At 68.5% G+C, this 25,110-nt stretch carries 27 protein-coding genes and 2 tRNA genes; 18 read left to right on the top strand and 11 right to left on the bottom strand.

Features of this window, described 5'->3' with window-relative positions; translation table 11 throughout:
• Positions 1-274 precede the first annotated feature (274 nt).
• Positions 275-1,306: a 3-isopropylmalate dehydrogenase gene (locus EER30_RS01340; RefSeq protein WP_127497440.1), complete on the top strand. Its 1,032-nt coding sequence runs from the start codon at positions 275-277 to the stop codon at positions 1,304-1,306.
• A 131-nt stretch (positions 1,307-1,437) separates the two neighbouring features.
• Positions 1,438-2,535 carry a branched-chain amino acid aminotransferase gene (locus EER30_RS01335; RefSeq protein ID WP_127497438.1) on the top strand — a complete coding sequence of 366 codons (1,098 nt, stop codon included), beginning with the start codon at positions 1,438-1,440 and terminating at the stop codon, positions 2,533-2,535.
• Here EER30_RS01335 and EER30_RS01330 read toward each other — a convergent pair.
• Positions 2,532-3,275, bottom strand: a complete 744-nt coding sequence (locus EER30_RS01330) for a tyrosine-protein phosphatase (RefSeq protein ID WP_127497436.1) — start codon at positions 3,273-3,275, stop codon at positions 2,532-2,534. The genes EER30_RS01335 and EER30_RS01330 overlap by 4 nt on opposite strands.
• Before the next feature lie 339 nt (positions 3,276-3,614).
• Between EER30_RS01330 and cimA the strand changes: the two genes are divergently transcribed.
• Together cimA and EER30_RS01320 are read left to right on the top strand one after the other, a co-directional pair.
• Positions 3,615-5,195 (top strand): citramalate synthase, encoded by a 1,581-nt coding sequence (gene cimA, locus EER30_RS01325; RefSeq protein WP_127497434.1) that lies wholly within the window; start codon positions 3,615-3,617, stop codon positions 5,193-5,195.
• Complete coding sequence (locus EER30_RS01320; protein WP_127497432.1) at positions 5,182-5,562, top strand: RidA family protein; 381 nt, start codon at positions 5,182-5,184, stop codon at positions 5,560-5,562. Before cimA ends, EER30_RS01320 begins: the two co-directional genes overlap by 14 nt.
• Here the strand turns inward: EER30_RS01320 and thrS are convergent.
• The 7 genes from thrS to EER30_RS01285 form a co-directional block, all read right to left on the bottom strand.
• Entirely contained in the window at positions 5,540-6,721 is a 1,182-nt protein-coding gene (gene thrS / locus EER30_RS01315) for a threonine--tRNA ligase (protein ID WP_127497430.1), read from the bottom strand. The two genes, EER30_RS01320 and thrS, sit on opposite strands and share 23 nt — an antisense overlap.
• 171 nt (positions 6,722-6,892) lie before the next feature.
• Positions 6,893-7,408, bottom strand: a complete 516-nt coding sequence (locus tag EER30_RS01310; protein WP_127497429.1) for a GNAT family N-acetyltransferase — start codon at positions 7,406-7,408, stop codon at positions 6,893-6,895.
• The gene (locus EER30_RS01305) at positions 7,405-8,418 is read right to left on the bottom strand and encodes an endonuclease/exonuclease/phosphatase family protein (protein ID WP_127497427.1); all 1,014 of its coding nucleotides are present in this window, start codon (positions 8,416-8,418) and stop codon (positions 7,405-7,407) included. Before EER30_RS01305 ends, EER30_RS01310 begins: the two co-directional genes overlap by 4 nt.
• A gap of 87 nt (positions 8,419-8,505) precedes the next feature.
• Positions 8,506-9,117 (bottom strand): hypothetical protein, encoded by a 612-nt coding sequence (locus EER30_RS01300; RefSeq protein ID WP_127497425.1) that lies wholly within the window; start codon positions 9,115-9,117, stop codon positions 8,506-8,508.
• Between the two features lie 1,206 nt (positions 9,118-10,323).
• Positions 10,324-11,328: an endonuclease/exonuclease/phosphatase family protein gene (locus EER30_RS01295; protein ID WP_127497423.1), complete on the bottom strand. Its 1,005-nt coding sequence runs from the start codon at positions 11,326-11,328 to the stop codon at positions 10,324-10,326.
• A 51-nt stretch (positions 11,329-11,379) separates the two neighbouring features.
• Positions 11,380-12,726 (bottom strand): M16 family metallopeptidase, encoded by a 1,347-nt coding sequence (locus EER30_RS01290; RefSeq protein WP_127497421.1) that lies wholly within the window; start codon positions 12,724-12,726, stop codon positions 11,380-11,382.
• Entirely contained in the window at positions 12,723-14,045 is a 1,323-nt protein-coding gene (locus EER30_RS01285; protein ID WP_127497419.1) for a M16 family metallopeptidase, read from the bottom strand. The genes EER30_RS01290 and EER30_RS01285 overlap by 4 nt, the downstream gene beginning before the upstream one ends.
• 131 nt (positions 14,046-14,176) lie before the next feature.
• On the opposite strand from EER30_RS01285, the gene arfB reads away from it, so the two are divergent.
• From arfB to EER30_RS01270, 3 genes are all read left to right on the top strand, one after another.
• A complete protein-coding gene (arfB, locus tag EER30_RS01280; protein ID WP_127497417.1) occupies positions 14,177-14,599 on the top strand; it encodes an alternative ribosome rescue aminoacyl-tRNA hydrolase ArfB in 423 nt (140 codons plus the stop codon).
• Positions 14,600-15,165: 566 nt separating this feature from the next.
• Positions 15,166-15,672 carry an NUDIX domain-containing protein gene (locus EER30_RS01275; RefSeq protein ID WP_127497416.1) on the top strand — a complete coding sequence of 169 codons (507 nt, stop codon included), beginning with the start codon at positions 15,166-15,168 and terminating at the stop codon, positions 15,670-15,672.
• Positions 15,673-15,885: 213 nt separating this feature from the next.
• Positions 15,886-16,737, top strand: coding sequence for a C45 family autoproteolytic acyltransferase/hydrolase (locus tag EER30_RS01270; protein WP_205650084.1), 852 nt, complete (start codon positions 15,886-15,888; stop codon positions 16,735-16,737).
• Positions 16,738-16,886: 149 nt separating this feature from the next.
• Here the strand turns inward: EER30_RS01270 and EER30_RS01265 are convergent, their stop codons facing one another.
• Positions 16,887-17,300, bottom strand: a complete 414-nt coding sequence (locus EER30_RS01265; protein WP_127497414.1) for a hypothetical protein — start codon at positions 17,298-17,300, stop codon at positions 16,887-16,889.
• On the opposite strand from EER30_RS01265, the gene EER30_RS01260 reads away from it, so the two are divergent.
• The 4 genes from EER30_RS01260 to EER30_RS01250 all read left to right on the top strand — a co-directional run bounded on the left by EER30_RS01260 (position 17,275) and on the right by EER30_RS01250 (position 19,121).
• A complete protein-coding gene (locus EER30_RS01260; RefSeq protein WP_240669700.1) occupies positions 17,275-17,634 on the top strand; it encodes an NUDIX domain-containing protein in 360 nt (119 codons plus the stop codon). The genes EER30_RS01265 and EER30_RS01260 overlap by 26 nt on opposite strands.
• Positions 17,567-17,776, top strand: coding sequence for an NUDIX hydrolase (locus tag EER30_RS48350; protein ID WP_240669864.1), 210 nt, complete (start codon positions 17,567-17,569; stop codon positions 17,774-17,776). The genes EER30_RS01260 and EER30_RS48350 overlap by 68 nt, the downstream gene beginning before the upstream one ends.
• Positions 17,777-17,839: 63 nt before the next feature.
• Positions 17,840-18,595 (top strand): alpha/beta fold hydrolase, encoded by a 756-nt coding sequence (locus EER30_RS01255; protein ID WP_127497412.1) that lies wholly within the window; start codon positions 17,840-17,842, stop codon positions 18,593-18,595.
• A 1-nt stretch (position 18,596) separates the two neighbouring features.
• Positions 18,597-19,121, top strand: a complete 525-nt coding sequence (locus EER30_RS01250) for a P-loop NTPase family protein (protein ID WP_127497410.1) — start codon at positions 18,597-18,599, stop codon at positions 19,119-19,121.
• Here the strand turns inward: EER30_RS01250 and EER30_RS01245 are convergent.
• Positions 19,108-20,049 (bottom strand): 3-methyladenine DNA glycosylase, encoded by a 942-nt coding sequence (locus tag EER30_RS01245; protein ID WP_127497408.1) that lies wholly within the window; start codon positions 20,047-20,049, stop codon positions 19,108-19,110. The genes EER30_RS01250 and EER30_RS01245 overlap by 14 nt on opposite strands.
• A gap of 191 nt (positions 20,050-20,240) precedes the next feature.
• Between EER30_RS01245 and EER30_RS01240 the strand changes: the two genes are divergently transcribed.
• From EER30_RS01240 to EER30_RS01225, 4 genes are read left to right on the top strand one after another with little or no spacing between them, the layout of a single operon-like run.
• Complete coding sequence (locus EER30_RS01240; RefSeq protein ID WP_127499248.1) at positions 20,241-21,167, top strand: ABC transporter ATP-binding protein; 927 nt, start codon at positions 20,241-20,243, stop codon at positions 21,165-21,167.
• The gene (locus EER30_RS01235) at positions 21,164-22,006 is read left to right on the top strand and encodes an ABC transporter permease (RefSeq protein ID WP_127497406.1); all 843 of its coding nucleotides are present in this window, start codon (positions 21,164-21,166) and stop codon (positions 22,004-22,006) included. The genes EER30_RS01240 and EER30_RS01235 overlap by 4 nt, the downstream gene beginning before the upstream one ends.
• A 32-nt stretch (positions 22,007-22,038) precedes the next feature.
• Positions 22,039-22,257 carry a helix-turn-helix transcriptional regulator gene (locus EER30_RS01230; RefSeq protein WP_127499246.1) on the top strand — a complete coding sequence of 73 codons (219 nt, stop codon included), beginning with the start codon at positions 22,039-22,041 and terminating at the stop codon, positions 22,255-22,257.
• A 43-nt stretch (positions 22,258-22,300) separates the two neighbouring features.
• Positions 22,301-23,092: a fumarylacetoacetate hydrolase family protein gene (locus tag EER30_RS01225; RefSeq protein ID WP_127497404.1), complete on the top strand. Its 792-nt coding sequence runs from the start codon at positions 22,301-22,303 to the stop codon at positions 23,090-23,092.
• Here EER30_RS01225 and EER30_RS01220 read toward each other — a convergent pair.
• Complete coding sequence (locus EER30_RS01220) at positions 23,063-23,821, bottom strand: TetR/AcrR family transcriptional regulator (RefSeq protein WP_127497402.1); 759 nt, start codon at positions 23,819-23,821, stop codon at positions 23,063-23,065. The genes EER30_RS01225 and EER30_RS01220 overlap by 30 nt on opposite strands.
• 46 nt (positions 23,822-23,867) lie before the next feature.
• Between EER30_RS01220 and EER30_RS01215 the strand changes: the two genes are divergently transcribed.
• The 3 genes from EER30_RS01215 to EER30_RS01205 all read left to right on the top strand — a co-directional run bounded on the left by EER30_RS01215 (position 23,868) and on the right by EER30_RS01205 (position 25,008).
• Complete coding sequence (locus tag EER30_RS01215; RefSeq protein WP_127497400.1) at positions 23,868-24,671, top strand: SDR family oxidoreductase; 804 nt, start codon at positions 23,868-23,870, stop codon at positions 24,669-24,671.
• A gap of 94 nt (positions 24,672-24,765) precedes the next feature.
• Positions 24,766-24,837 (top strand) — tRNA-Gln (locus EER30_RS01210).
• A gap of 98 nt (positions 24,838-24,935) precedes the next feature.
• Positions 24,936-25,008: transfer RNA gene (locus EER30_RS01205), tRNA-Glu, on the top strand.
• The last annotated feature ends 102 nt before the right edge of the window (positions 25,009-25,110 follow it).

Below are 25,110 nucleotides of genomic sequence, written 5' to 3'. Positions count from 1 at the left end.
GCGTTGTCCGTGCCGCCCGTCGTGGGTGGGCCCGTCTTCGGGTGACGGCGCCCTCTCGCTGACGCGCGCACTCTGGCGGGACCGAGCCACGCGTACTCGTCGCATCAGCCCCCGTTGCCGTTTGCCGCGGCACGGGGGCTGTTCGCGTCCGGACCTCTTTCCCGCTCTTACTCATCGGTAGCCCTCCTTAACGCTCACTTGGTGGGACCGTCGTACCGAAGATCGGGAACTAGGCGCTAGCCTGGGCCGCGAGGGTTCGACTTGAGGAGTAGACGTGAGCGTGGCGCGGATTGCGGTGGTGGCCGGCGACGGCATCGGCCCTGAGGTGACCGAGCAGGCTCGCAAGGTCATTGAGGCCGTTCTCCCCGGCACCGAGTTCGACGACTACGACCTGGGCGCCCGCTTCTACAACCGCACCGGCGAGGTGCTGCCCCAGGCCATCGAGGACGAACTGGCCGCCCACGACGCCATCCTGCTCGGCGCCATCGGCGACCCCAGCGTCCCGCCGGGCGTCCTTGAGCGCGGCCTGCTGCTCAAGCTCCGCTTCGACTTCGACCAGTACGTGAATCTGCGCCCCTCCAAGCTCTGGCCCGGCACGATCAGCCCGCTCGCCGGTCTCAAGCCCGGCGAGATCGACATGGTCGTCGTCCGCGAGGGCACCGAGGGTCTCTACGTCGGCGCCGGCGGCGTCCTGCACCGCGACACCCCCGCCGAGATCGCGACGGAAGAGAGCCTGAACACGCGTTACGGCGTCGAGCGGGTCGTGCGCGACGCGTTCGCCCGCGCCCAGCGCCGCGAGCGCCGCCATCTGACCCTGGTCCACAAGACCAACGTGCTCACCAAGGCCGGCAGCCTGTGGGCGCGCACGTTCGAGGCCGTCGCGGCCGAGTTCCCCGAGGTCACCACGGAATACCAGCATGTCGACGCGGCCAGCATGTTCCTGGTCAGCAACCCGCAGCGCTACGACGTGATCGTGACCGACAACCTCTTCGGTGACATCCTCACCGACATCGCCGCGGCCGTGACCGGCGGCATCGGCATGGCGGCCAGCGGCTCCGTCAACCCGGAGCGCAAGTTCCCGTCGACGTTCGAGCCGGTGCACGGCTCCGCGCCCGACATCGCGGGCCAGGGCATCGCCGACCCGGCGGCCACCATCCTCTCCGCTTCGCTGCTGCTCGAGCACCTGGGCCACCACGACGAGGCCCGTCGAGTATCCGAGGCGGTCGCAGCCGAGGTCGCGTCCCGCACCGTGGGCGCGCCGCTGCGTACCGCCGAAGTCGGCGACCGCGTGGCCGCCGCCCTCTGAGCCTCGCTCAGGCAGCGGTCGCTCCTCTCCCCGCGGTCATTGTTTTAACGACCGTTCGGGGTAGATTCTTGAAGCACTACGGGTGCTTCCGCATGCCTAAATCTTCGCGTCAGAAAGCAGGTCCACTTGTCATGAGCGGTGGTGACAACCTCGAGTTCGAGATCCGTCCGAACCCGGCACCCGTGGGCGACGCCGAGCGCGCAGCCCTGCTCCACAACCCCGGCTTCGGCCGCATCTTCACCGACCACATGGTCACGATCCGTTACGCCGACGGCAAAGGCTGGTATGAGCCTCGCGTCGAGGCGCGGGCCCCGATCCCGATGGATCCGGCGTCCGCGGTGCTCCACTACGCGCAAGAGATCTTCGAGGGCCTGAAGGCCTACACGCTGCCCGACGGCGGCGTGGCGATGTTCCGGCCCGACGCGAACGCGATCCGTTTCGCCCAGTCGGCCCAGCGCATGGCGATGCCGCAGCTCAGCGTCGAGACGTTCATCGAGTCCCTGCACCAGATCATCAAGATCGACCGCAGCTGGCTCCCCACCGGCGAAGACAGCAGCCTCTACCTGCGCCCCTTCGCGTACGCCAGTGAGGTCTTCCTCGGTGTGCGCCCGTCGATGGAATATCTCTACCTGGTCATCGCCTCACCCGTCGGCCCCTATTTCTCGGGCGGCGTGAAGCCGGTCTCCGTGTGGGTGACCCCCGACTACACGCGGGCCGCTCCCGGCGGCACCGGCGCGGCCAAGTGCGGCGGCAACTACGCGGCCGGTCTGTCGGCCCAGGCCGAGGCCATCGAGAACGGCTGCGACCAGGTCGTCTACCTCGACGCGCTCGAGCGTAAGTACATCGACGAGCTGGGCGGCATGAACGTCTTCTTCGTCCTCGATGACGGCACGCTGGTGACCCCACCGCTGACCGGCACGATCCTGCCCGGCATCACCCGCGACTCCATCATCAAGCTCGCGACGCGTGACGGCCGCCGGGTCGAGGAACGCCCGGTGAGCCTGGAAGAGTGGCACAAGGGCTCGGTCTCGGGCCGCATTCGCGAGGCCTTCGCCTGTGGCACCGCCGCGGTGGTCACCCCGATCGGCAAGGTGAAGAGCGCCGACGACGAATTCACCATCGCCGACGGCGGCTCGGGTGAGATCACCATGGCCCTGCACAAGCAGCTCGCCGACATCCAGCGTGGCCGCGCCGAAGACCCGTTCGGCTGGGTCCACCGGGTTCTCTAGTTCTCCAGCAGGTGGCGGCGCATCGAGGCGATCTCGGCCTCGGTGACACCCAGGTCGCGGACGAAGTTCTCGACCGAGCCGTGCAGGCGGCGCAGGTCGGCGAGGAACATGAGCATCGCCTCGGGCGGTGAGTCGAACATGTGCTCGTTGCCCTGCACCGCCTCGGGGTTGTGCTCGAGCAGATAGGCGGTGAGCCGCTGCATGGCCGAGGTGGTCAGTCCGTAATCTTCGGCGATGTCGGAATCGGAGACCCCGAGCAGCGACAACGTCAGCGCGCAGACCGTGCCGGTGCGGTCCTTGCCGGCCATGCAGTGCACGATCACCGGGGCGGTCACCGGGTCGGCGATCAGCCGCAGCGAGTCGCGCAGGCCCTCGTGCCCGTCCTCGGCGAAGTTCAGATAGCGGTCGGCCAGCCAGCGGTCGTGCCGCACGCCTTGGGGGTGCTCGACCTCCTCCCAGTCGACGTGCTTGATGACCAGGTTGTAGTAGTCGACGCCGTAGTGCTCGGCCACCCGGCCGTACCGCTGCACCTCGGAGAGCCGCCGCAGGTCGATCACCGTCTTGACGCCCAGCGCCGCGAACTCGACGGCGTCGTCCTCGCCGAGGCGGCCCAGCGCGTCCGAGCGGAACAGCCGCCGCCACCGAACCGTGCGCCCGTCGAGGCCGCGATAGCCGCCGACGTCGCGGAAGTTGTAGGTCGCCGAGAAGCCGAGATTCCGGGGAAATTGTTCGACAGCCACGATGCCCAACGTAACCCCAACGGTCGATTTCCGCTGTGACCCAGTGAGGGTTATTCAGGGCGGTGGAGACCCGCCGGTCATGTGCGGCATGTGGTGGGTCAAGGTGGGCCATGAATAACCCTCAACCTTGCGCAAAGGGCACCCGGACGGGGGATGCCGTCTCAACCAGTGGTTTTCCTGTCCCAGACAACCGTATGCGTGGCACACTTCGGGACGTGACCCGCAGTGTGCTGATTATTCGCACCTAGCGCGCCGGCTGACTCTTCGCCGACGCGCAGACCTCCCGCATCCGCGGGAGGTCTTTTTGTTGGTCTACGACTTTCTGAAGGGGATCGCGTCATGGAGTACCAGGTCTTCGACACCACGTTGCGCGACGGCGGGCAGCGGGAGGGGATCAGCTACTCGGTCGCCGACAAGCTGGCGGTCGCGAAGCTGCTCGACGAGTTCGGCGTCGGCTTCATCGAGGGCGGCTGGCCCGGCGCGATGCCCAAGGACACCGAGTTCTTCGCCCGCGCCCGCACCGAGCTGCAGCTCAAGAACGCGCTGCTGGTGGCCTTCGGCGCGACCCGCAAGGCCGGTGTCGACGTGGCCGAGGACCCGCAGGTCAAGGCGCTGCTCGACGCCGAGACGCCGGTCGTCTGCGTGGTCGCCAAGAGCGACATCCGGCACGTCGAGCGGGCGCTGCGCACGACCGGGGACGAGAACCTCGCGATGGTCCGCGACACCGTACGGCACCTGGTCGCCAACGGTCGGCGGGCCTTCGTCGACTGCGAACACTTCTTCGACGGCTTCCGCTACGACCCGGCGTACACGGCCTCGGTCGTGAAAACCGCGATCGAGGCCGGCGCCGAGCGGGTCGTCATGTGTGACACCAACGGCGGCATGCTCCCCTCGATGATCACTAAGGCGATCACCGAGGTCGTCGAGCGCACCGGCGTCACCCCCGACCTGCTCGGCATCCACTGCCAGAACGACACCTCGTGCGCGGTGGCCAACACCGTCGCCGCGGTCGAGGCCGGCGTCAAGCACTTCCAGTGCACCGCGAACGGCTACGGCGAGCGGCCCGGCAACGCCGACCTGTTCGCCACGGTCAGCAACATCCAGCTCAAGCTCCAGCGGCAGGTCCTACCGGACGGCTGCCTGGAACAGGCGACGCGGGTCTCGACCGCGCTCGCCGAGATCGCCAATATCGCCCCCGACACCCACCAGGCCTACGTCGGGGCCGCTGCCTTCGCTCACAAGGCGGGGTTGCACGCGAGTGCGATCAAGGTGGATCCGCTGCTCTACAACCACGTCGACCCGTCGGTGGTGGGCAACGACATGCGGATCCTGGTGACCGAGATGGCCGGCCGGGCCAGTATCGAGCTCAAGAGCCGCGAGCTCGGGATCGACCTGGCCGGCCATCCGGACACGCTCACCACCGTCACCCGTCGGGTCAAAGACCTGGAGGCGGGCGGCTGGTCGTTCGAGGCGGCCGACGCGTCGTTCGAACTGCTGGTGCGCGACGAGCTGAGCGACGGCGGTCTCGCCCGCCCGTTCAGCCTGGAGAGTTACCGAGTGCAGGTGGAACACCGCGAGGACGGCTCGGTGGTTTCCGAGGCCACAGTCAAAGTTCGTGTACGGGGTGAGCGCGTGATCGCCACCGCCGAGGGCAACGGCCCGGTCAACGCGCTCGACGAGGCCCTGCGCGCCGCGCTGACCCAGTACTACCCACACCTCAAGAACTTCGAGCTGACCGACTTCAAGGTACGCATCCTCGAAGGCAGCCACGGCACCAACGCGATCACCCGGGTGCTGCTCGAGACCGGCGACGGCGAACGCGACTGGACCACGGTCGGCGTGCACGAGAACATCGTCGAGGCCAGTTGGGTCGCCCTGGTCGACGCTCTTACCTATGGGCTCGACCATGAGAATCGATAGCGGTTCTCCCTTCGAGGAGCAGATCGGGTACGCCCGAGCCGTGGTCGACGGTGACCGCGTCTACGTCTCGGGCACGACGGGCTTCGACTACCTCACGATGGAGATCGCCGAGGGCGTGGTCGAGCAGGCCGAGCAGGCGCTGCGCAACATCGAGGCCGCCCTGTACCTGGCCGGCTCCAGCCTCGCCGACGTCGTGCGGGTCCGCTACCTGCTGCCCGACCGTTCCGACTTCGAGCCGTGCTGGCCGGTGTTACGCCGGGCCTTCGGCGAGGTCCGCCCGGCCGCCACCATGATGGTGTGCGGCCTGGCCGACCCCAGGATGCGCATCGAGATCGAGGTCGACGCTAGGGTCTCGCCTCCGAGCTGATCAGTTCGACGGCCTGGGCGACGGGCATCGCGGGCCATTGCCTGCCGTCACGGTGGCGCAGGGCGACCAGGCCGTCGGGCGCCTCGCGTCGGCCGATCACCCCGACGTACGGGATCTTGCGCTCGGCGGCCGACCTGATGCGGGCGCCCAGCGAACCCTCCCGGACGGCCGACGCCCTCAACCCGGCGCCGACCGCCGCTCGCACAAGCGCGTTCGCGGCCTCGTCCTGCCCGTCGGCCAGCGGCAGGACGGCGAGCTGCGACGGGGCGTACCAGAGCGGGAAAGCACCCTCGTGCACCTCGATCAGGTGCGCGAACAGCCGCTCCATCGACCCGGCGAGGCTTCGGTGCACCATCACCGGGCGCGATCGGCCGCCGGACGCGTCGGCGTATTCGAGCTCGAACGCGGCCGGCTGGTGGCGATCGATCTGAATGGTGGCGATGGACCACTCGCGTCCGGCCGCGTCGGCGACCTGCACGTCGATCTTCGGCCCGTAGAAGGCGGCCTCTCCGCGCGCCTCCACGAAGTCGATGCCACTCAGGGCTTCGCGCAGCAGCCTTTCGGAGGACGCCCAGCTCTCCTCGTCACCGCCGTACTTCTTGCCCTCGCCGCGCAGCGAGAGCTGGAACGACGACACTTTCAGGCCCAGCGCGTGATGGGCCTCGCGCATCAGCCTCAGCGCTTCGGCCACCTCGGCGGCGGCCTGCGACTCGGCGCAGAACACGTGGGCGTCGTTCAGCTGAATTTGACGTACGCGGGAAAGCCCGCCGATCACGCCGGAGCGCTCGGCCCGGAACATCGGCCCGAGTTCGGCGATGCGCAGAGGCAGGTCGCGGTAGGAGTGGGCGCGTGACTTGAAGATCAGCGCGTGGTGCGGGCACAGACTGGGGCGAAGCACGAGCTCGTCGCCGCCCATAGGCATGGCGGGAAACATGTCGTCGGCGAAATTGCGCCAGTGTCCCGACTTCTCGAAGAGCTGGCGTTTGCCGAGCGACGGCGAATAGACGTGCTGATATCCGTTGCGGCGCTCGAGATCATGCAGATACGACTCGACCGCGTGCCGGGCGGCGGCACCGGCGGGCAGCCAGAACGGCAGGCCGGCGCCGATCAGCGGGTCGGAGTCGAAAAGGTCGAGTTCGCGACCGAGTTTGTTGTGCATCTCGTTTCTCCCTGAAGAAAGGGCGAGATGTCCGGGCCGCGGGCATCTCGCCCGGGGCCGTTGTGTGCTTGGGTCAGGTCAGCACGCATCAACGCCGGGACGTTCCGGCGTCGTCGTCTGCTGCCTGCTCATGCGCCGATGCTGACACCTCGGTGGTCGCGGCGCACGCGATTAATCGTCGGCCAGCCGCTGGAACAGCACGTGGTCGCGCCACGCCCCGGCTATGCGCAGGTAGCGCGGCGCCAACCCGTACCGCTGGAAGCCGTTCTTCTCCAGGACCCGTTGCGAGGCCTTGTTGTCGACCAGGGTGCCGGCCTCGACGCGGTGCAGGCCCTCGTCGAAGGCGAGTTTGACGATCTGGTCGACCGCCGTGGTGGCGACGCCCCGGCCGTTCACCGATTGGTCCACCCAGTAGCCCAGACTGCCCGACTGGAACGGCCCCCGGACGATGTTGGTGATCGTGATCCGCCCGGCGAGGCGGCCGTCCACGATGATCGCGTGGGGGAGCGCGGTACCCGCCTCGTGCTGCCGCAGCAGGTCGGCGAGCACCTGCCGCTGCCCGTCCTCGGTGTAATAGCCGGCTGAGCGGTACGGATCGGACGAGCGCATGAACTCGCGATTCTCGCTCAGCGCCGCGGCCATCTCAGCGGCGTCGTCGACGGTCAGCAGCCGCGTGGTCGCCGTCATCGCGCGGCCGGCACGGTGAGAGCGGCGATGATCGCCCGGTGGTCGCTGCGGGGGATTCCGTGCACGCTGACCTCCCGTACGCCGAGGCGCTCGTCCACCAGCACATGATCGATCGTGACGGGCGGGATCTTGTCCCCGTCGTACGGCCCCCAGGTTCCGGTCAGCCCCTTGCCGGTCACGTCGGCCGCGTCCCGGTAGCCGGTCGAGATCACCTGACGCATCGGCGTGTGATCGAGGGTCGAGTTGAAGTCACCCAGCAGCACCCGCGGCGGCCCGCTCCTGTCCGCGCGCGGCTGGGCCAGCACATCTTCGCGCCACTGCCCCATGACCGCCCGCCCCCACGGCGCCAGCGGATGCGCCGACTCGACGAGCACCGGCCCCGCCCCGGGCACGGCGACGGTGGCGTACGCCTGACGGAAGCTCCCGCCGTTCTTCTTCGCACCCACGCCGGTCAGCGGATAACGCGAGTAGACCGCCGACCCGGACGCCCCCGGCTCATCCGCCAGGGACGAATGGGGCAGCAGCTCACCCAGCCCCGCCGCGGCCAGCGCGTCCTTGCCCTCGCTGGTGAACTCCTGCAGGGCCAGCACGGCAACATCGTGCTCCTTCACCAGCCGAACGATCGTCGCCGCGTCAGCCCCGCCGAACAGCAGATTCGACGTCATCACGGTCAGCTTCACGCCGTCGGCCGGCCCCTTGTCGCCGTTCGGGATCGCCCGCGGAAGCACGGCCGCGGCCAGCAGCAACGCGATCACGAGAGCCACCGCGCCGACACTCCACCGGCGGGCGGCCAGCGCGACGATCGCCGGAACCCACGCGGCGGCCGCGACATAGGGCGTGAACGCCACCAACTGCACGCCCAGGCTGCGTTCCCACCCACCGAGGCGAATCACCGCCCAACCCAGGAACGGCAGCACGAACACCCAGAGCAGAACGGTCACAGCGGCCTTCCGTCGTCGTCGAGGCGGAGCGGCGGCACGCCCGGCTTTCGGCGCACTGATGATCGTCATGGCGCGAGGCTAACCACCGGCCGCCAGTCCCCACCGATGCTCCTGCGCCGTCGCCCGCTCTCGCCGCTTCCGACCGCCGACACGCCGTCAGACGCTGCTGAGCTGCTCCTTCCGCTGCCTTTCGCCGGCGAACGGCAACAGCGCGGCCAGCAGGGCGAGCGCGCCGACCCCTTCCAGGAGGCGCACACCGTCGACACCGCGCCCGACCATCGACAGCACGACGGCCAGGACGACCAGTGCCGGGCTCCACGGGCTAACCCGGTGCTGGACGGCGAGGACGGTCAGCAGCGCGAACAGACCGGTGTAGAGCAGGACGGGGGCCAGCACGAACAGCGCGAGCTCCAGGCCGGGGATCTCGAAGGCGTCACGCGTACGGGCGCTCATCTCTGCTTTGTCGGCCGCGCCGAAACTGGCCCACAGATCCACGACCATCTGCCCGATCATCAGAACAGCGCCGGTGAGCGCGGTTCCCGCCGCCCCCGCCGCAATCCGCCGCCCGGCACCCGCTCCGGTGACCTCCCGCCACAGCAACAGCACCACGAGAGCGAACAACCCGAACCCGACGATCCAGACGACGTGGGCCGACTTCCAGCCGATGCCGGGCCCCTTGCTGCCGCCGAGCCGCATGATGATCCAGCCGGCCAGCCAGACCAGAGGTGCAAGTACGAAAACAGCCCGCGCGTACACATGTCGATGCATGCGTCGAGCCTGCCCCGGTGGCCTCCTGAGAAGCCATCAGGAAGTCCCCTTAAGACACTCGCGCGACGAAGGACCCGGCCCTTTCTCTTGGTCGTGTCTCGCATCAGTGGCGCCCGGCGACTCCCTCGGGGACGTGCCCAACTATGTGATGATTACCACTGGCTCAAGTCCTGCGGTGATTTAGCTCTTCGTGTTCGTGGCGTTGCGAGGAATGCCGAAGCACGCCGTGGTTCCTGGGTCGATCGCGCCGCATTTCCGCCGAGATTATTTGATCGCTCTAGGATACTGAGAAAGAGTGATTGGTTGTGGTGTCCAGTGGTGATCTTGCCGAATACGATAAGGACATGCCGCGCGTTCAGGAATATCTTGAGAAATTCGAACGTGCCGTCGCAAATGTGCGTCGAACCCACGGTGGTCGCCCCCCGAGGGGCATGACGATCTGTCGCGCTGGATGGCGGAGGGCTTAACCACGTTTCACACTTCGTAGCGGAGTGGACCAGTCACCCGAACTTTCCTCGGCCGGAGCCGGCGCCCTACTACCAGGACTGCCTGGAGCGGCTGCGGGACCTCGCGGACTGGTTCTTCCACGGCTGGCACGCCTACCGGGAACCGCGCGAATGGCGTGATCCTTGAGATCAGGCCGAAGGCTTGTGGTGAGCCTGGGCGAGAATCTGGCCGTGGTCTTGGTCCAGCGGAACGGCTGGCAGCGTTCGTTGTAGCCGTCAATGACCGCGCGGATCGCGCCGATCAGGTCGGTGAGCTGGTGAAGCCGCCCCGGCGGATGGCTTGTCGGCTGATGATCCAGAAGAAGATCTCGACCACGTTCATCCAGGACGCGCTGTTCGGAGTGTTTGGATCCAAGCCGTCGATTGTTATACCGAGGTGAAGATGGTTCTGCTGCAAGGTGATGAATGGGAAGGGTTGCGCAATCTGTCTTGGGAGGTCCCAGACGCTGACTGATCCCGCCGCCAGTAGTCAGGACGGGGTCGGATTGGTCTGTGGAGGTCAGTTGGTGAAATTCCCTGCCTTCAAGGTAGTAGGAATGGCGGCGGCAATGGGAGCGGCGGAGTTCTACTATTACAATCTCACGTACGATCAGCTTCGTCCCTGGGTGGAGGAGTGATATGGCAATAGCGGCCTGGTGATCGTGGGTGATCGGGTTGATCCAGCTGGGCGAGAGCACGTGAGCTAGTGCCAGGTTGGCGTCTATGCGGGCAGGATGAGCGACGCGATCATGGCTCGGTGGTCGCTTCCGCTTACGGGGTGCACTGCGACATCTCGCACGCCGATGCGCTTGTCCACCAGAACGTGGTCGAGCGTGATGGGTGGGATCGGCTTGCCGGCGTAGGGGCCCCACGTGCCCAGATAGCCCTTGCCCGTCGCGGCGCCCGCGTCTCGGTAGCCGTGGGAGATCACGTCTCGCAGGGCCGCATGGTCGAGAGTGGAGTTGAAGTCGCCGAGGATCAGTTTCGGGATGCCGTCGCGATCGGCTCGGGGCAGCGACGCGAGATCTTCCCGCCACGCGTCCTCGGCGGCCAGGGCGTAGGGCGCCAGCGGGTGCGCCGATTCGACGAAGACCGGGCCCGCACCGGGTGCCTGGATCGTCGCGTACGCCTGGAGGTTGCCCTCTTGCAGCCCGCCGCCGTCGCCACGCCGTGAACCTTGACCGGACATCGGATAACGCGAGTAGAGCCCTGACCCCGTCGTGCCGCCCTCGTCGGCCAACGCGTGATGCGGCAGCAGCGAGTCGAGTCCAGCCGCGCTCAGACCCGCCGCCGCCCGCGGGGTGAATTCCTGCACCGCCAGCACCGCGACGTCATGTTCACGGACGAGCCGCACCACATCCGCCGGCGAGGCCACCCCGATGAACATGTTGACCGTCATGACCGTGATCGGAACGCCGGAAGACGGCCCTCGATCCCAGAACGGCAGCGCGCGAGGCACCACCGCCACGGCCAGCAGCGCAACCGCGAGCCCCGCGATCACCGCGACAAGCCACCGCCGGGCCACCACAGCGAAGATCAACGGCACCAAGGACCACAGAGCCGCGTACGGGGTGAAGGCGATCGCCTGCACGAGCGGCCCCCGCTCCCAGCCCAGCAGCCGGACGACCGCCCACAGCAGGCCCGGCAGGGCCAGGAGCAGGAGAAGCGCAGTGCGCCCCACCCGCCGGCCCGGCCGGACCGTCGACGGCGTCCCGGTGATCGTCATGAGCGCAAAGTTAGCGGGCACTCACGGTCGATCACCTGAAAGCGGCGTGACTCACACCTGGGCGTCGACCACCTCGCCGATGTTCGCGGCGACCAGTTCGTCCCGGATGATCGCCGCGTCACCCTCGACCACCAGGGTCAGGCCGTGCGGTCGCAGGTGAGTCGCCGCGGCGGCGGACACGTCGGCGAGCGTCGTGTTCAGGTATTCGCTGCGCAGCGTCGGGTAGTAGTCGTCGGGCAGGCCGTGAACGACCAGCGTGCTCAGCGCCCCGACGATCGAGCCCGGCGTCTGCATCTCGACCGAGAGCTGCCCGGCCCGCCACGAACGGGCGACCGCCAGCTCGTCCTCGGTCACACCGAACTGCTGCGTACGGTCGATCTCGCCGAGCGTGTCGATGATCGCGGGCACCGTCACGGCGGTCTGCACCCCGGCGGCCACCTCGAAACGACCGAAGCGACGGCTCATCGCGTACGAGCCCCGGATGCCGTACGTGTAGCCCTTGACCTCGCGGATCAGGTGGTTGAGCCGCGACGTGAACGCGCCGCCCAGCACCGTCGCCGAGAGCGTCATGGCCACGTAGTCGGGCGTGGCCCGTTCGGGAGCGCGGTGCCCGAGGCGCAGCGTCGACTGCACCGAACCCGGCCGGTCGACCAGGATGATCCGTCGCTGGTCGCGCACGGGCACGCCCAGCGGTGCCTCGGCCGCGAGCGGCTCCCCGCCCGTACCGGCGAAAGCGGCCTCACCGAGCGCCTTCAGATCGATCGTGTCGAGATCGCCGGCCACCAGCAGCACGCCCGGACGGCGCAGCCACGCCCGGTGGAACGCGATCACGTCGTCGACGGTCACCTCGGCCACCGACGCCGGGTCGCCGTGCATCGGACGGCCGAACCGTTCGCCCGCCCCGAACAGATCGGCGCGCAGGGCAGCGTCGGCGCGCGGACCGGGCTGGGCCCAGTCCATGCGCAACGCGGTCACTTCGTCGTCGCGCACCCGGTTGACGTCGGCCGGGTCGAGCCGCGGCGTGCGTACCGCCTCGGCGGCCAGCCGCACCGCGCCGAGCAACTGCGGAACCGGAGCCGAGACCCCGACCCGGAACGTGTCCCAGTCGAGGCCCGGCGACAGCTCGGCGCCGAGGCTTTCCAGAGCGATGGCGTACGCCGCGGAGTCGCGCTCGGCCGTGCCCTCCTCCAGCGATTTGGCCAGGACGGTCGCCGTGCCCTCGCGTCCGCTGGTCTCGCGGGCCGCGCCGGCGTCGAGCAGCAGCAGAGCACTGGCGAGCGCCTGCCCCGGCAGATGCGCGCCGATCACCGTACCGCCCGAAACGGTCACCCGCTGCAGGTCAGGGAACGTGTATGGCCGGGCGTCACCCGGGTCGGGGCGAGTGGCGATGAGCGTCATGCGGATTCCCCGTTCGACTCGGGCAGATAGGTCAGCGTCACCCGGGACTCGGGCTTCAGGGCGTACGCGGCGGCCTCGGTCACGTCGTCGGCGGTGACCGCGAGCCACTGCGGTAGGCGGTACGCGGCGGCGCTCGGATCGCCGAACTGGGTCGTGTAACGGCTCAACGTGTCGGCCCGGCCGCCCACGGTGGACACCTGCCGCCACCACCCGGTGGTCAGCAGTGCCTTGGCCCGCGACAACTCCTCCTCGGTCACCGGCTCGGTCACCAGGCTGGCCACGACCTCGGACAGGCCCTCCTCCAGCGTCTCGACCGAGACCCCGTCCTTGGCCGTCGCCGTGATGATCAGCGGGGCCGGGGCGTGGGCCAGATCGACGCCGTACGACCCGATGTAGTCGGGCTGCGCGATGCGGGCGCCGTCGGCCAGCCGCTGATAGAGCCGGCTGCCCCGCCCGCTGCCCAGCACCGTGGCGAGCACGGTGATCGCGTCGTACCCGGCCGTGCCGAACTGGTGGGTGCGGTGCGACAGATAGATACGCGGCGCCGGGACGTCCGCGGTGACCGTCTCGCGGACCGGCGTGGTGGCCGGCCCACTCAGGTGGGCGCTGGGCGCCGGCGGGAGCGACGAGATCGGCTCGAGCAGGCCGAAGTACTTCTCGGCGAGCGCGAACACCTCGGTCGGCGACGCGTCCCCGGCGACGGTCAGAACGGCGTTGTTGGGCGCGTAATACTGCTGGTGGAACGCCTTGAACGTGTCGAGGCTGGCCGCGTTCAGGTCTTCCATCGAGCCGATCGTGGCGTGATGGTAAGGGTGGCCGACCGGGTAGAGCAGGGCCAGCAGCCGCAGCCAGGCATCGCCGTAGGGCACGTTGTCGTAGCGCTGGCGACGCTCGTTCTTGACGACCTCGCGCTGGTTGTCGAGCGTCTCCTGGGTGAGCGCCGGCACCAGACCACCCATGCGGTCAGCCTCGAGCCAGAGCGCCAGCTCGAGATGTTCGGCCGGCATCGTCTCGAAATAGTTGGTGCGGTCGGGGTTCGTGGTGGCGTTGAGCGAGCCACCGTTGCCCTGCACGAGGCGCATGTGCTCGGTCTTGGCGACGTGCGCCGACCCTTCGAACATCAGGTGCTCGAACAGATGGGCGAATCCGGTCTGACCCGCGGGTTCGTGCCGCGAGCCGACGTCGTACCAGAGGTTGACGCAGACCACCGGGGCGGTCCTGTCCTCGCTGACCACGACCCGCAGGCCGTTGTCGAGGCGCGTGGTTTGGATGGGCCACGGATAGCCGGTCTCGACGGCCGGCGCGCTTGGTGACGTCACCCGTTCATAGTGCCTTGCCCGCGTGCCATGCTGGGCGACGTGGTGGACGACGTACGGGCCAACAAGCGCCTGATCATGCCCGCGTGGCGGTTATCACGCTCCAGCGTCCCCGCTCTTGCGTGGGGGACCGCATGGCCGACGTACTGATCCGGCCCGGCCTGGCGATCCCCGAGGCCGAGCTGAGCTGGCGCTTCTCCCGTTCCAGCGGGCCGGGTGGGCAGGGTGTGAACACGACCGACTCCCGGGTCGAGCTGTCGTGGAACCTGCTCGCTTCGAATCTGCTGTCGCCCGCACTGAAAGAACGGGCGGTCGAGCGGCTCGGCAACCGGCTGGTCGACGGCGTCTTGACCATCACCGCGTCCGAGCATCGCTCACAACTGCGCAACCGCGAGGCCGCCGAGGCCCGCCTCGCCATGCGGGTCGGCGAGGCCATCGCCCCTCCGCCCCGCCAGCGCCGCGCGACGAAGCCCACCCGAGGCTCGGTCGAACGCCGCATCGGCGAGAAGAAACGCCGAGCACAGATCAAACGCAACCGCCGCGGAGACACGGACTGACCGTCTCGTCAGGCACGCAAAACCCCGCTCCGAAGCCCTCTTTCAGTTCCGCCACACGTTGGCATGGTTCATCGCCCGCCGCCTCCCGCGTTTCATGCGCCGCGACGACCCTGCCATCTACCCCGGCCGCTATGTCACCTGCGTCCACAAACATGCCACCGCCCTGTGTCGACAGCACCGGAACACCAGCGGCAAAGCCATCCCTACGCCCTCGGACTGCCGACCTCTGTCCTGCCGCCGACAACATCGACGCCTGGATCACCGAGATCGCCGAACTCGATCGTCGGTCGTCCAGTCGGACGTCGTCATCGCCGAGGCCGCCGCTTCCGCCAGACGCCCCAGCGTCCTGACGCTCGCCTTCCGCCTTGGCCTCAGCAACACCACCCTGCGCCGGCACTTTCCCGACACCGCCCGGGACATCAGCACGCGGCGGCACCATAGGGCGAACCAGGACGGCGAACCGTCGACCACGAACTACGCGCCGAACTGGAAGCGGCCACCAAGGTCACCCACATCACTACCGCGACGCGACGAACCGCTCACCACGAACGACCCGGAGGACAACCATGACCGCAGACCCCGCCGACACAGACCAGGCCGTCGCCGACTACACAGCCAGCCTGCCCGCCAAGCGCATGGCCGCAGCCGTCCTGTTCTTCGACGACACCGACCGGATCCTGCTCGTCGAACCCGCCTACACCAAAACCTATTGGGAACTGCCCGGCGGCAGCGCCGAAGCCGACGAGTCGCCCCGCGCCGCCGCCGTCCGCGAGATCCAGGAAGAACTCGGGCTGACCGTCGAGCCCGGTCGGCTACTCGCCATCGACTGGGTGCCACCCCGCCCCGGCCGCACCGAAGGCCTCATGATCGTGTTCGACGGTGGCCAGCTGTCACCCGAGCAGGTCGCGGCCATTCAGCTGCCACCCGAAGAACTGCGCAGCTGGGCCTGGTCAACATCACACGAGCAGGAACAACGACTCTCACCGTTGCTCGCACGCCGAGCCGCCGCCAGTTGCCGGGCGCGAGCCGAGGGACCGACCGCCTATCTCGAAAATGGCTACGCGGTGTCCTGAACTCTTGATCGCGCCTTGCGATCGTGGGGTGAGATGGAATGCGCCGTATTCGTGGATGAGGACAGCGCACTTAGCTAGGTCTTCCTCACCTCGTCCGATTCTTACAGGGGAGTGGCAGGCGTGCGGCAACAGCACAAGACCTTCCGGGCGATCGAGGTCGGCGACGGCGGCGACGGTCGGTGGGCCGCCCACGCCCGGGGCCTGTGGCAGTAGATGCAGGGCCTGCTGACCGAGGAGGGCCGGACTCCGGAGGGCGTGGATCGTGTTCGGGCGCTGTTCCGTGCGCACATGCCAGAACTGGTCCCGGTTCTGGACCGCCTGGCCGGTCAACTCGACCGGCCCGAGGCGGAAGTCTTCCTCACCCACGCGGCACTGCGGCCGTTCTCCCCGGCCTGCACCCAGATCGGCCAGAACGGCACTCTGCTGCGCAACTATGACCTACGGCCCGATCAGTGCGAAGGGACCATCGTCTCCTCCTGCTTCCTGCGCCCCGTGATCGGGATGCAGGACATGTTGTGGGGCTTGCTGGACGGGATGAACGACGCCGGTCTCGCGGTCTCGCTCACCTGGGGTGGGCGTTCCGCCTACGGACGCGGCTTCGCCATTCTCATTCTCGTGCGCTACCTGCTGGAGACGTGCGACACCGTCGATGAGGCGGTCGACAGGCTGCGGTCCCTGCCGGTCGCCGTCCCCCAGAACCTCACCCTTGTCGATCCCAAGAAAGCGATGACGGTGTTCGTGGGGCCGGATATGTCGCCGATGGTGGCACCGGACGCCTGCGCCGCCAATCACCAGCACCTTCCGGTGACTGACGAGCAGGAGCGGGCCTTGCGGACGCACGAGCGGCTGCGAGCCATCCGCGCAGCGGGCGCGGACGTGGCGGCAATGCTCAAGCCGCCGCTGTATCGATCCGTCGACGAGCAGGGGTCGAGAACGCTCTACACCGCCCACTACCGGCCCGTCGAGGGCCGTGTGACGTACTACTGGCCCGGTGAGTCCTGGCAACAGTCCTTCGGTGACTTCGCACCCGGAACCCGCACCGTGACCTTGGGCCGGGCCACCTGAGAGGCTTTCCGGACTCCTGCTCACCCCTGCATGAAGATCTTGCAAGAACGTGATTTCACCCGCCGTCGACAGGCCCTCGCATTCAGATCGGTTGAGACTCACGATCGCAGCATGCCAGCGCGCCGTCCAAGTCATCCTCGCACTCGCCGTCATGGTCCACTGAACCGCCGCCGAAACCATCGGGGCAGCGCGCCCCGCTTTACGAACATTCCGACATCGCTGGCAGCCGTTGCTGCGTATCCCCGTATTTCGAACCCACCCAGCACCGTCCTATCGCGCAGGGTCTGACGCAACCGACCGATCGCCTCGGCATCGACAAACCCGTGCAAGCGGGCGTGGTGACCCAACGACTGCAGGGCGTTCGCACGAGTCTGCGGGTTCCGCGACACCATCGCACGCTTGACCCTCGGCAGGACGACGTCCGGATCCTCATGGTTCAGCACCAGTGCGAGCAGAGCGATCCCCGCGTATTGGTCGTCCCGATCAAGCACTTCATCGACAATCTCCGGCCGCTCAACCACATCGACCCAGCTACCAATGGACCAGGGAGGATCTGTCGACATCCCCGGATCTTGGCACTCCCGCGCGTCGAACTGCCACAGGTTTGGCAGCAGCGGTCGAGGTCAGTGGTCAACCTCAAACCCCGGCCACAACGAGCCGACCTACAAGGACTACTGGGAAGTCCCGGGCGGTTCGGTGGAGGCCGACGAGTCGCCGTACGCCACGGTTGTTCGTGAGCTCAAGGAGGAGCTAGGGATAGCGGTGCAGCCCGGTCGGCTGCTCGTGACCGACTGGGTGCCGCCGCGGCCGGGGTCGGACCGAGGGTTTGATGATGGTGTTCGACGGCGGGGTTCTCACTTCGGAGCAGGCGGCGCAGATTCGGGTGCCGGCGGATGAGCTTCGCGGTTGGGCCTGGTGCACCGCACAGGAGGCCGCCGACCGACTGCCGGAGTTGCTGGCCCGCCGGATCACCGCGGCGGTCGGGGCTCGGGCCGAGGGCAGCGTGGCCTATCTGGAGGACGGGTTCTTCGTCGCCTGATGCTTCGGACGCCGCGATGGGAAAGGGCTCGACGGTCAGGACTCCCGATGTGACCATGCGCGGATGGGTGCACTCGTCCGCATCAACCCCGCTCTGCTGGCCGGCGGCACCGGACCGCTGGTGGTGATTCTGCACGGGCTGGCCGGCAGCGCCGCCGAGATGGCGCCGCTGGCATCCGCGCTCGTCGAAGGCGGTTATCGGGTCGTTGTGCCTGATCAGCGCGGCCAGGGCCACAACACCCGCCGGCCCGCCGACGTGTCGCGTGAGGCCTATGTGGCCGATGTGCTCGAGCTCCTCGACGAGCCCGCCTGGCTCGTGGGTCAATCGATGGGCGCGCACACCGCGATGCTGACCGCGGCCGAAACCGGCGTACGGGGTCTCGTGATGATCGAAGGAGGAGTGGGCGGCTCGACCGACGACTATCCCGAGCGGTTGCGCGCCTTTTTCGCCTCCTGGGCGGTTCCCTTCGCCGACGTCGAGGCCGCTCGTTCCTTCCTCGGTGACCGCCCAATCGCCGACGCCTGGATCGCCGATCTGGAAGAGCGTGACGACGGCCTCTGGCCCCGTTTCGACCCCGACGTGTTGAAGGCCGCGATCACCGGGGTCGCCGCCCGAGCCCGCTGGGACGTGTGGCGCGGCCTGACCGTCCCCACGCTGCTGATCCTCGGTGAGCACGGCTCGGTCCCGTCCGCCGAGGTTGCCCGGATGAACGCCGAGCACAGCGTGGTCGTCCCCGGCGCCGGGCATGACGTGCACCTCGACGCGCCGGCCGAGACCGCGCGTCTTGTGCTCGGCTTCCTCGCGGCGCAGAGTCGCTGACATGCGCCGCGTTCTTGTCGTCGGGGGTCCGGGCAGCGGCAAGACGACGTACGCCCGGAAGCTCGCCGCCGACCTCGGTGTGCTCCACCAGGAGCTCGACCGGATCGCCTACGAGCCGCCGCCCGACGCCCCGGATGCTCCGTTCTGGCAGTGGGAACGGGTTGCCGACCATCGGCGACGGGAGCGGGCCGAGTGGCTGGCCGAAACCGACGGCTGGGTGGCCGACGGCCTTTACGCCGGTTGGACAACCCCGCTGCGCGACGCCGCCGATCGGATCGTCTGGCTGGACGTGCCCGCAGCTGTCACCGTCTGGCGGGTGCTGCGCCGGGCGGTCGCCGACCGCAGCGGCGACTGGGACGTGCGTTCGGCGTTGCGGATGGCCCGCGCCGCCCGTTCCTTCCGGGTGCGCCCGCTCGGCACACCCGAGGCGCTGCGCGAGCATGACGGTGCGAACGGCCGGCGCACACTGGAGGAGTTCCTGCGCCCGGCCGCCGCGAAGGTGACGCGGGTCGTCAGCGGCGGTTGAACGGGGCGACGGCCTCGCGGTTGCGGGCCGCGTGTTCGGGGCCGAGCAGTTCTTCGCAGACGCGGATCAGCCGGGCCCGCAGACCGGCCGCTCGGCGGGCGAACTCGCGCTGACGGGCCACGTACTCGGCTTTGCCCTCGGCTGTTTCGATTTTGACCGGGGGGTGGCCGTAGGAGCTGAGGTCGTAGGGGCTGGCCTGCATGTCGAGCAGGCGGATGTCGATGGCCAGCGCGAAGCAGTCGAGGGCCAGCGCGCCCGGAACCGCGGCGCCCAGCTTGGTGGCCCACTTGTGCACGTCCATCGCGGCGTGCAGGCAGCCGGGCTGGTCGAGGTCGACCTGGGTCGCGCGGGTGGGCTGGAGCCGGTTGAGCCCGACCGCCTCGGGGCTGAAGAAGCGGAACGCGTCGAAGTGGGTGCAGCGGATCGGGTGTTGCTCGACGACCCGGTCGGTCTCGGCCTGGCCGAGGCGCAGCGGCAGCTGGTGGCGGTGCTCGGGGTCGCGGTAGACCATCGCCCACTCGTGCAGGCCGAAGCAGCCGGAGAAGACCGGGCGGGACGCGGTGGCCGTGAGCAGACCGTGGATGTAGCGCACGCTCTCGCCGCGGGCGTGCAGGAACGCGTCCTGGTCGAGCGCGACCACGCCGTCGGGGTAGGTCATGTAGAACTTCCAGCTCGACTGCTCGGCCAGCCCGTCGGGCGCGGGCGCGAGACCGGCGCCGACCCCGGGGTGCCAGCGCCGCAGCACGGCGGGCCGGGTGCTGTAGTAGTCGTAGAGGAAATCCTCTATGGCGTGTTTCTCGCCGGTGGCGCGACGGGCGCGGTGCCCCGCGGTCATCTCGTCGGCCCGTTCGGCGTGCGCTCGGGCAAGGGGAATCCAGGTGACCGAGGGCAGCGTCGTGGTGAGCACCCTCACCTGCTTGATCCCCATGGCCTCAGCGTATCCAGCCGAGGCGATCAACACGATCACCGTGAGGTGCGAATGAGGTCCGCGTCGCGTTCCGGACCGGCAAATGCGTCCAATTCGGTCAATCGGCACCGACTACTGAAGGATGACGAACACCTACTTAAGTATGTAGTACACCTACTACATCATCCGATAGCTTGTCGCCTATGGAAGGAATGGCGTTGACGGGGGTGCTCGAAGGCGGCACGGTCGTGCCGACCGACGAGCGAGTCATTGATGTCCGCGACCTGCGGATGCGGTACGGGACGAAGGATGTCCTGACCGGTGTGAGCTTCGCCGCGCGCCGGGGCGAGGTGCTGGCCCTGCTGGGCCCCAACGGCGCGGGCAAGACGACCACGATCGAGATCCTCGAGGGTTTCCGCATGCGGTCCTCGGGCGAGGTGAGCGTGCTCGGGGTCGACCCGGCGTCGGCCGGCGAGGCCTGGCGGGCCCGGGTCGGGGTGGTGCTGCAGTCGTGGCGCGACCACGGCAAGTGGCAGGTCCGTGAGCTGCTCGGTCATCTCGGCGCCTACTACCGGCGCTACGCCGGTCCCGGCCGGGATCGTCCCTGGCCGGTCGACGACCTGCTCGACGTGGTCGGTCTGACCGCCGCGGCCCGTACGAGGGTGACCCGCCTCTCGGGCGGCCAGCGTCGCCGCCTCGACGTGGCGATCGGCATCGTCGGCCGTCCCGACCTGCTCTTTCTCGACGAGCCCACGGTCGGGTTCGACCCCGAGGCCCGGCGCGAGTTCCATGACCTGGTCCACCGGCTGACCGATGTGGACGACACCACGATCCTGCTCACCACCCACGACCTCGACGAGGCCGAGAAACTCGCCGACCGCATCCTCATCCTGGCCAACGGCACGATCATCGCCGACGGCTCGGCCGACGAACTGTCGCGGCGGGTGGCCGGCGAGAGCGAGATCCGCTGGACACGGGAGGGGCAGCGGTTCGTGCACTCCGCCGAGAACCCGACGCCCTTCCTCCGCGAGCTCCTCGTTCAGTACGGCGACGCGGTCACCGATCTCGAGGTGCGGCGCAACAGCCTGGAAGACACCTACATGCGACTGGTCCACGACTTCGAAGGCGGCCGGAAATGATCGAGACGCTGAAGGTCGGCATCGCCCGGGGGCTGATCGAGTTCCGTCACACCCTGACCAACGGCCAAGACCTGTGGGGCTACTTCTTCCCGTCATTCGGGCTGCTCATCACGCTTTTCTTCATGGACGACGCCCGGGTGCCGGGCACGAACTTCTCCCTCGGCGCGAGCACCCTGCCCAGCTCGATCGGCATGCTGGTGGCCTTCGGGGGCCTGATCACCATCGCTCAATATCTGATCGTCGACCGTGAGGACGGCACGCTGCTGCGGGCGAAGGCCACGCCGAACGGCATGAACGGCTACCTGATCGGGAAGGTGGTCGCCGTCGGTGGCATGACGCTCGCCTCGGTGCTGGTCGTGCTCGTGCCGGGCGTGTTCCTGGTCGACGGGCTGCAGGTCGATCTCGGCGGCGTCATGACCCTGATCTGGCTGCTGCCGCTCGCGGTGGTGGCGACCGTGCCGATCGGCGCGGCGATCGGCTCGTTCTTCGACAACCCGCGCAGCTTCGGCCTGGTCATGCTGCCGTTGTTCGGGCTCGTCGCGATCTCCGGCATCTTCTACCCGATCGCCGCGATGCCGGGCTGGCTGCAGGGGATCGCACAGATATTTCCGATCTACTGGCTCGGGCTCGGCATGCGATCGGCGTTCCTGCCCGACGCGTTCGCGGCGGTCGAGCTGGGCGACTCCTGGCGCCATCTCGAGACGCTCGGCGTGCTCGCGGTCTGGGCGGTGGCCGGCCTGGCGCTGGCTCCGGTGCTGCTCCGCCGCATGGCGCGGCGCGAATCCGGCTCGGCGGTGGCGGCGCGGCGTGAGCGGGCGATGAACAGTATGGTCCGCTAGTGAGCAGTGAGGTCACCTTCAACCGCATCGCGATGCTGCGCGCGGAGCGCGGCATCACGCGGCGGCAACTCGCCGACGCCCTGGGCGTGCACTACCAGACGGTGGGCTACCTGGAGCGCGGCGAGTTCAGCCCCAGCCTGCACCTCGCCCTGCGGCTCAGCCGCTATTTCGAGGTCCCGGTCGAAGTGATCTTCTCGCTCGATCCTTTCCCCCGATTGGGAGCGACGGCGGTCGGCGAACGCCCGGCGTAGATTTTCAGGTGAGAGCCGCCTGCCGTACAAAGGGGATTAAGCCGTGCGATTCGCCCGTTTTGTTCATGCCGGAGGGGTTTCCTTCGGCGTCGTCGAGGGTGACGCGTCGGGCCTGACCGTCGCCGAGATCAGCTCGCTGCCGTTCGAAGAGGTCCGGTTCACCGGTCAGCGGTGGGCCCTGGCCGACGTACGCCTGCTCGCCCCGATCTTCTCCAGCAAGGTCATCGGGGTCGGCCGCAACTACGCCGACCACGCCGCCGAATTCGGCAACGAGGTGCCCAAGGAACCGCTGATCTTCATCAAGCCGTCCACCTCGGTGATCGGCCCGAACGACGCGATCCGGCTGCCCCCGCAGTCCCAGCGCGTCGAGGAGGAGGGCGAACTCGCCGTGGTGATCGGGGCCACCGGCGCCCGCCGCCTCGACCGCGCCGGTGCCGAGAAGGCGATCTTCGGCTACACCATCGGCAATGACGTCACCGCCCGCGACCTGCAGCGCAGCGACCCGCAATGGACGCGCGCCAAGGGCTTCGACTCGTTCTGCCCGATCGGCCCGTGGATCGTCACCGGCCTCGACGTCAGCGACATCGAGATCCGTGCCGAGGTCGGCCGCAACCCCGAGGCCCTGGAAACCGTGCAGCTCGGCCGCACGAAAGACATGGTCTTCGACGTGCCGACCCTGGTGTCGTACGTGTCGCACGTCATGACGCTGCTGCCCGGCGACATCATCCTGACCGGCACCCCGGCCGGGGTCAGCCAGATCACCACCGGCGACACCGTCTCGATCAGCATCCAGGGCATCGGCGAGCTACGAAACCCGGTCGTCTCGCTCGACTGACGCCGACCTCTCGATTCCTTCCAAGAGCAGGCCCAGGCCGTACGCAAATGCGTCCTGGGCCTGCTCGTCGGCGCCCCTGTCGAAGGCCCCGGCGTTCCAGATCGCGGTCATCGTCGGGTGCGCCTCGACGTCGAACCAGTCCTCCCACAGCTCGCCACGCTGCTGCCACCACTCGTCAGTGCTCAGACCGGTCGTACGCCGTAGGAGCGCGGCCTCGGCCTCGTGGTGGGCGGCCCCGGTGACCCAGGACGCGATCGCCGTCGCCGGCCGGTTGAGCCGGTCGACGGGCAGGCCCAGGGTCGCGACGGCGGCGAGCATGAACTCCTGCTCGGCGAGCATGCCCGGCCCGACCGGCGGACGCACCCGCGAGACCTCGGCCAGCCAGGGATGGGCCCGGTACATCGCGAACGTGCGGTCGGCGTAGAGCGTCACCCGCTCGCGGAAGTCGCCGTCGCTCTGCAAAGCGCGGGCCCACAGCACCTCGTCGACCATCAGATCGACCAGCTCGGGGCGGGACGGCACGTACGTGTAGAGGCTCATCGTGGCCACCGACAGCTCGGCGGCGACGCGGGCCATCGAGGCGGCCTCCAGGCCTTCGGCGTCGGCCAGGCGGATCGCCGTGGCCACCACCACGTCGACGCTGAGCCGGGGTGGGCGGCCGACCGCCTTGCGGGCCGGGACCGAGCGCCGCCAGAGCAGCGGCAAAATCCGTGGGCTGAATTCCGGCATGATTCCGTATACCCTACGGGAAGTAGTTTCCTTAGGGGGTACGGTAATGAAGATCCTGGTCACCGGGGCGACCGGCAACGTGGGTCGCCTGGTTGTGGACGAGCTCCTGGCTATCGGCACATCCGATGTGCGGGCGCTGACCGTCGACCCGGCGAAGGCTGCTCTGCCGGTCGGCGTCGAAGTGGTGCAAGGCTTCGTCGGGCGGCCCTCGACGTTGGCGCCGGCCCTGAAAGGGGTCGATGTGATGTACCTCGCACCGCACATCCCGACCGCCCACGAAGCCTGCCGCCTCGCCGCAGCGGCAGGAGTGGGCCGCATCGTCGACCTGGCCGGCGCGAAAGGCGACCACTGGCAGGCGATCGAAGACGCGGTCGAAGCCTGCGGAGTGCCGTACACGCACCTTGAACCCGGCGAATTCATGGACAACGCGACCATCTGGGCCGACCAGATCCGGGCCGGTGACGAGGTGCGCGACGGCCACGCCGACTCCGCCAACGCACCCATCGCCCAGGAAGACATCGCGGCCGTGGCGGCACGAGTGATCGTTTCGCGGGGGCACGAGGGCAAGTCATACGAGCTGACCGGCCCCGAAACGCTGACCAGGCGCGAAAGAGTCGAGACGATCGGCCGCGCCCTCGGACGAGAATTGCGCTACATCGAGCTCGCCCCCGACGAGGCCGTCCAGCAGTTGAGTCTCGTCATGGGGGAGTACGCCCAGTGGTACCTCGAAGGCCAAGCGATGCTCGTCGACCACCCCCAGCAAGCCATCACCACCGTCGCTGACCTGCTCGAACGGCCCGCCACGACGTACGAGGAATGGGCCCGCCACCACGCGAACCTCTTCCGATGACCCAACCCGATTTGGTCGGCCCATGGGCGTCGGGTAGAGTTTCTTCTCGGCACGGCAACGCGGCAACGGAAACGAAGCCAAAAGGCCGGGTCAATGGGGTATGGGGTAATTGGCAGCCCGACTGATTCTGGTTCAGTTAGTCTAGGTTCGAGTCCTGGTACCCCAGCGCAACCACTCCCGCAGAGGGGCGGCGCTGGACTTCTGATAGAGTTCGGCCCGTCGCAAACGCGAGAGCGGATGCAAAACAGCAGTACAGCAAGTCCTGGCCCCGTCGTCTAGCGGCCTAGGACGCCGCCCTCTCAAGGCGGTAGCGAGGGTTCGAATCCCTTCGGGGCTACATTCGGGTTGACCCCGTTCGCGGAAAGCGCGAACGGGGTCATTTCGCATTCTCACCTGGGGGCCGAGCCCCCAGACCCCCACGTTGCGTCCGTTGAGGGCT

The sequence above is a fragment of the Actinoplanes solisilvae genome (genome assembly GCF_003999975.1).
In the GTDB taxonomy this organism is placed as follows: domain Bacteria; phylum Actinomycetota; class Actinomycetes; order Mycobacteriales; family Micromonosporaceae; genus Actinoplanes; species Actinoplanes solisilvae.
The sequence above is the reverse complement of the archived record's forward strand: the minus strand, read 5'-3'. Positions and strand labels throughout refer to the sequence as shown.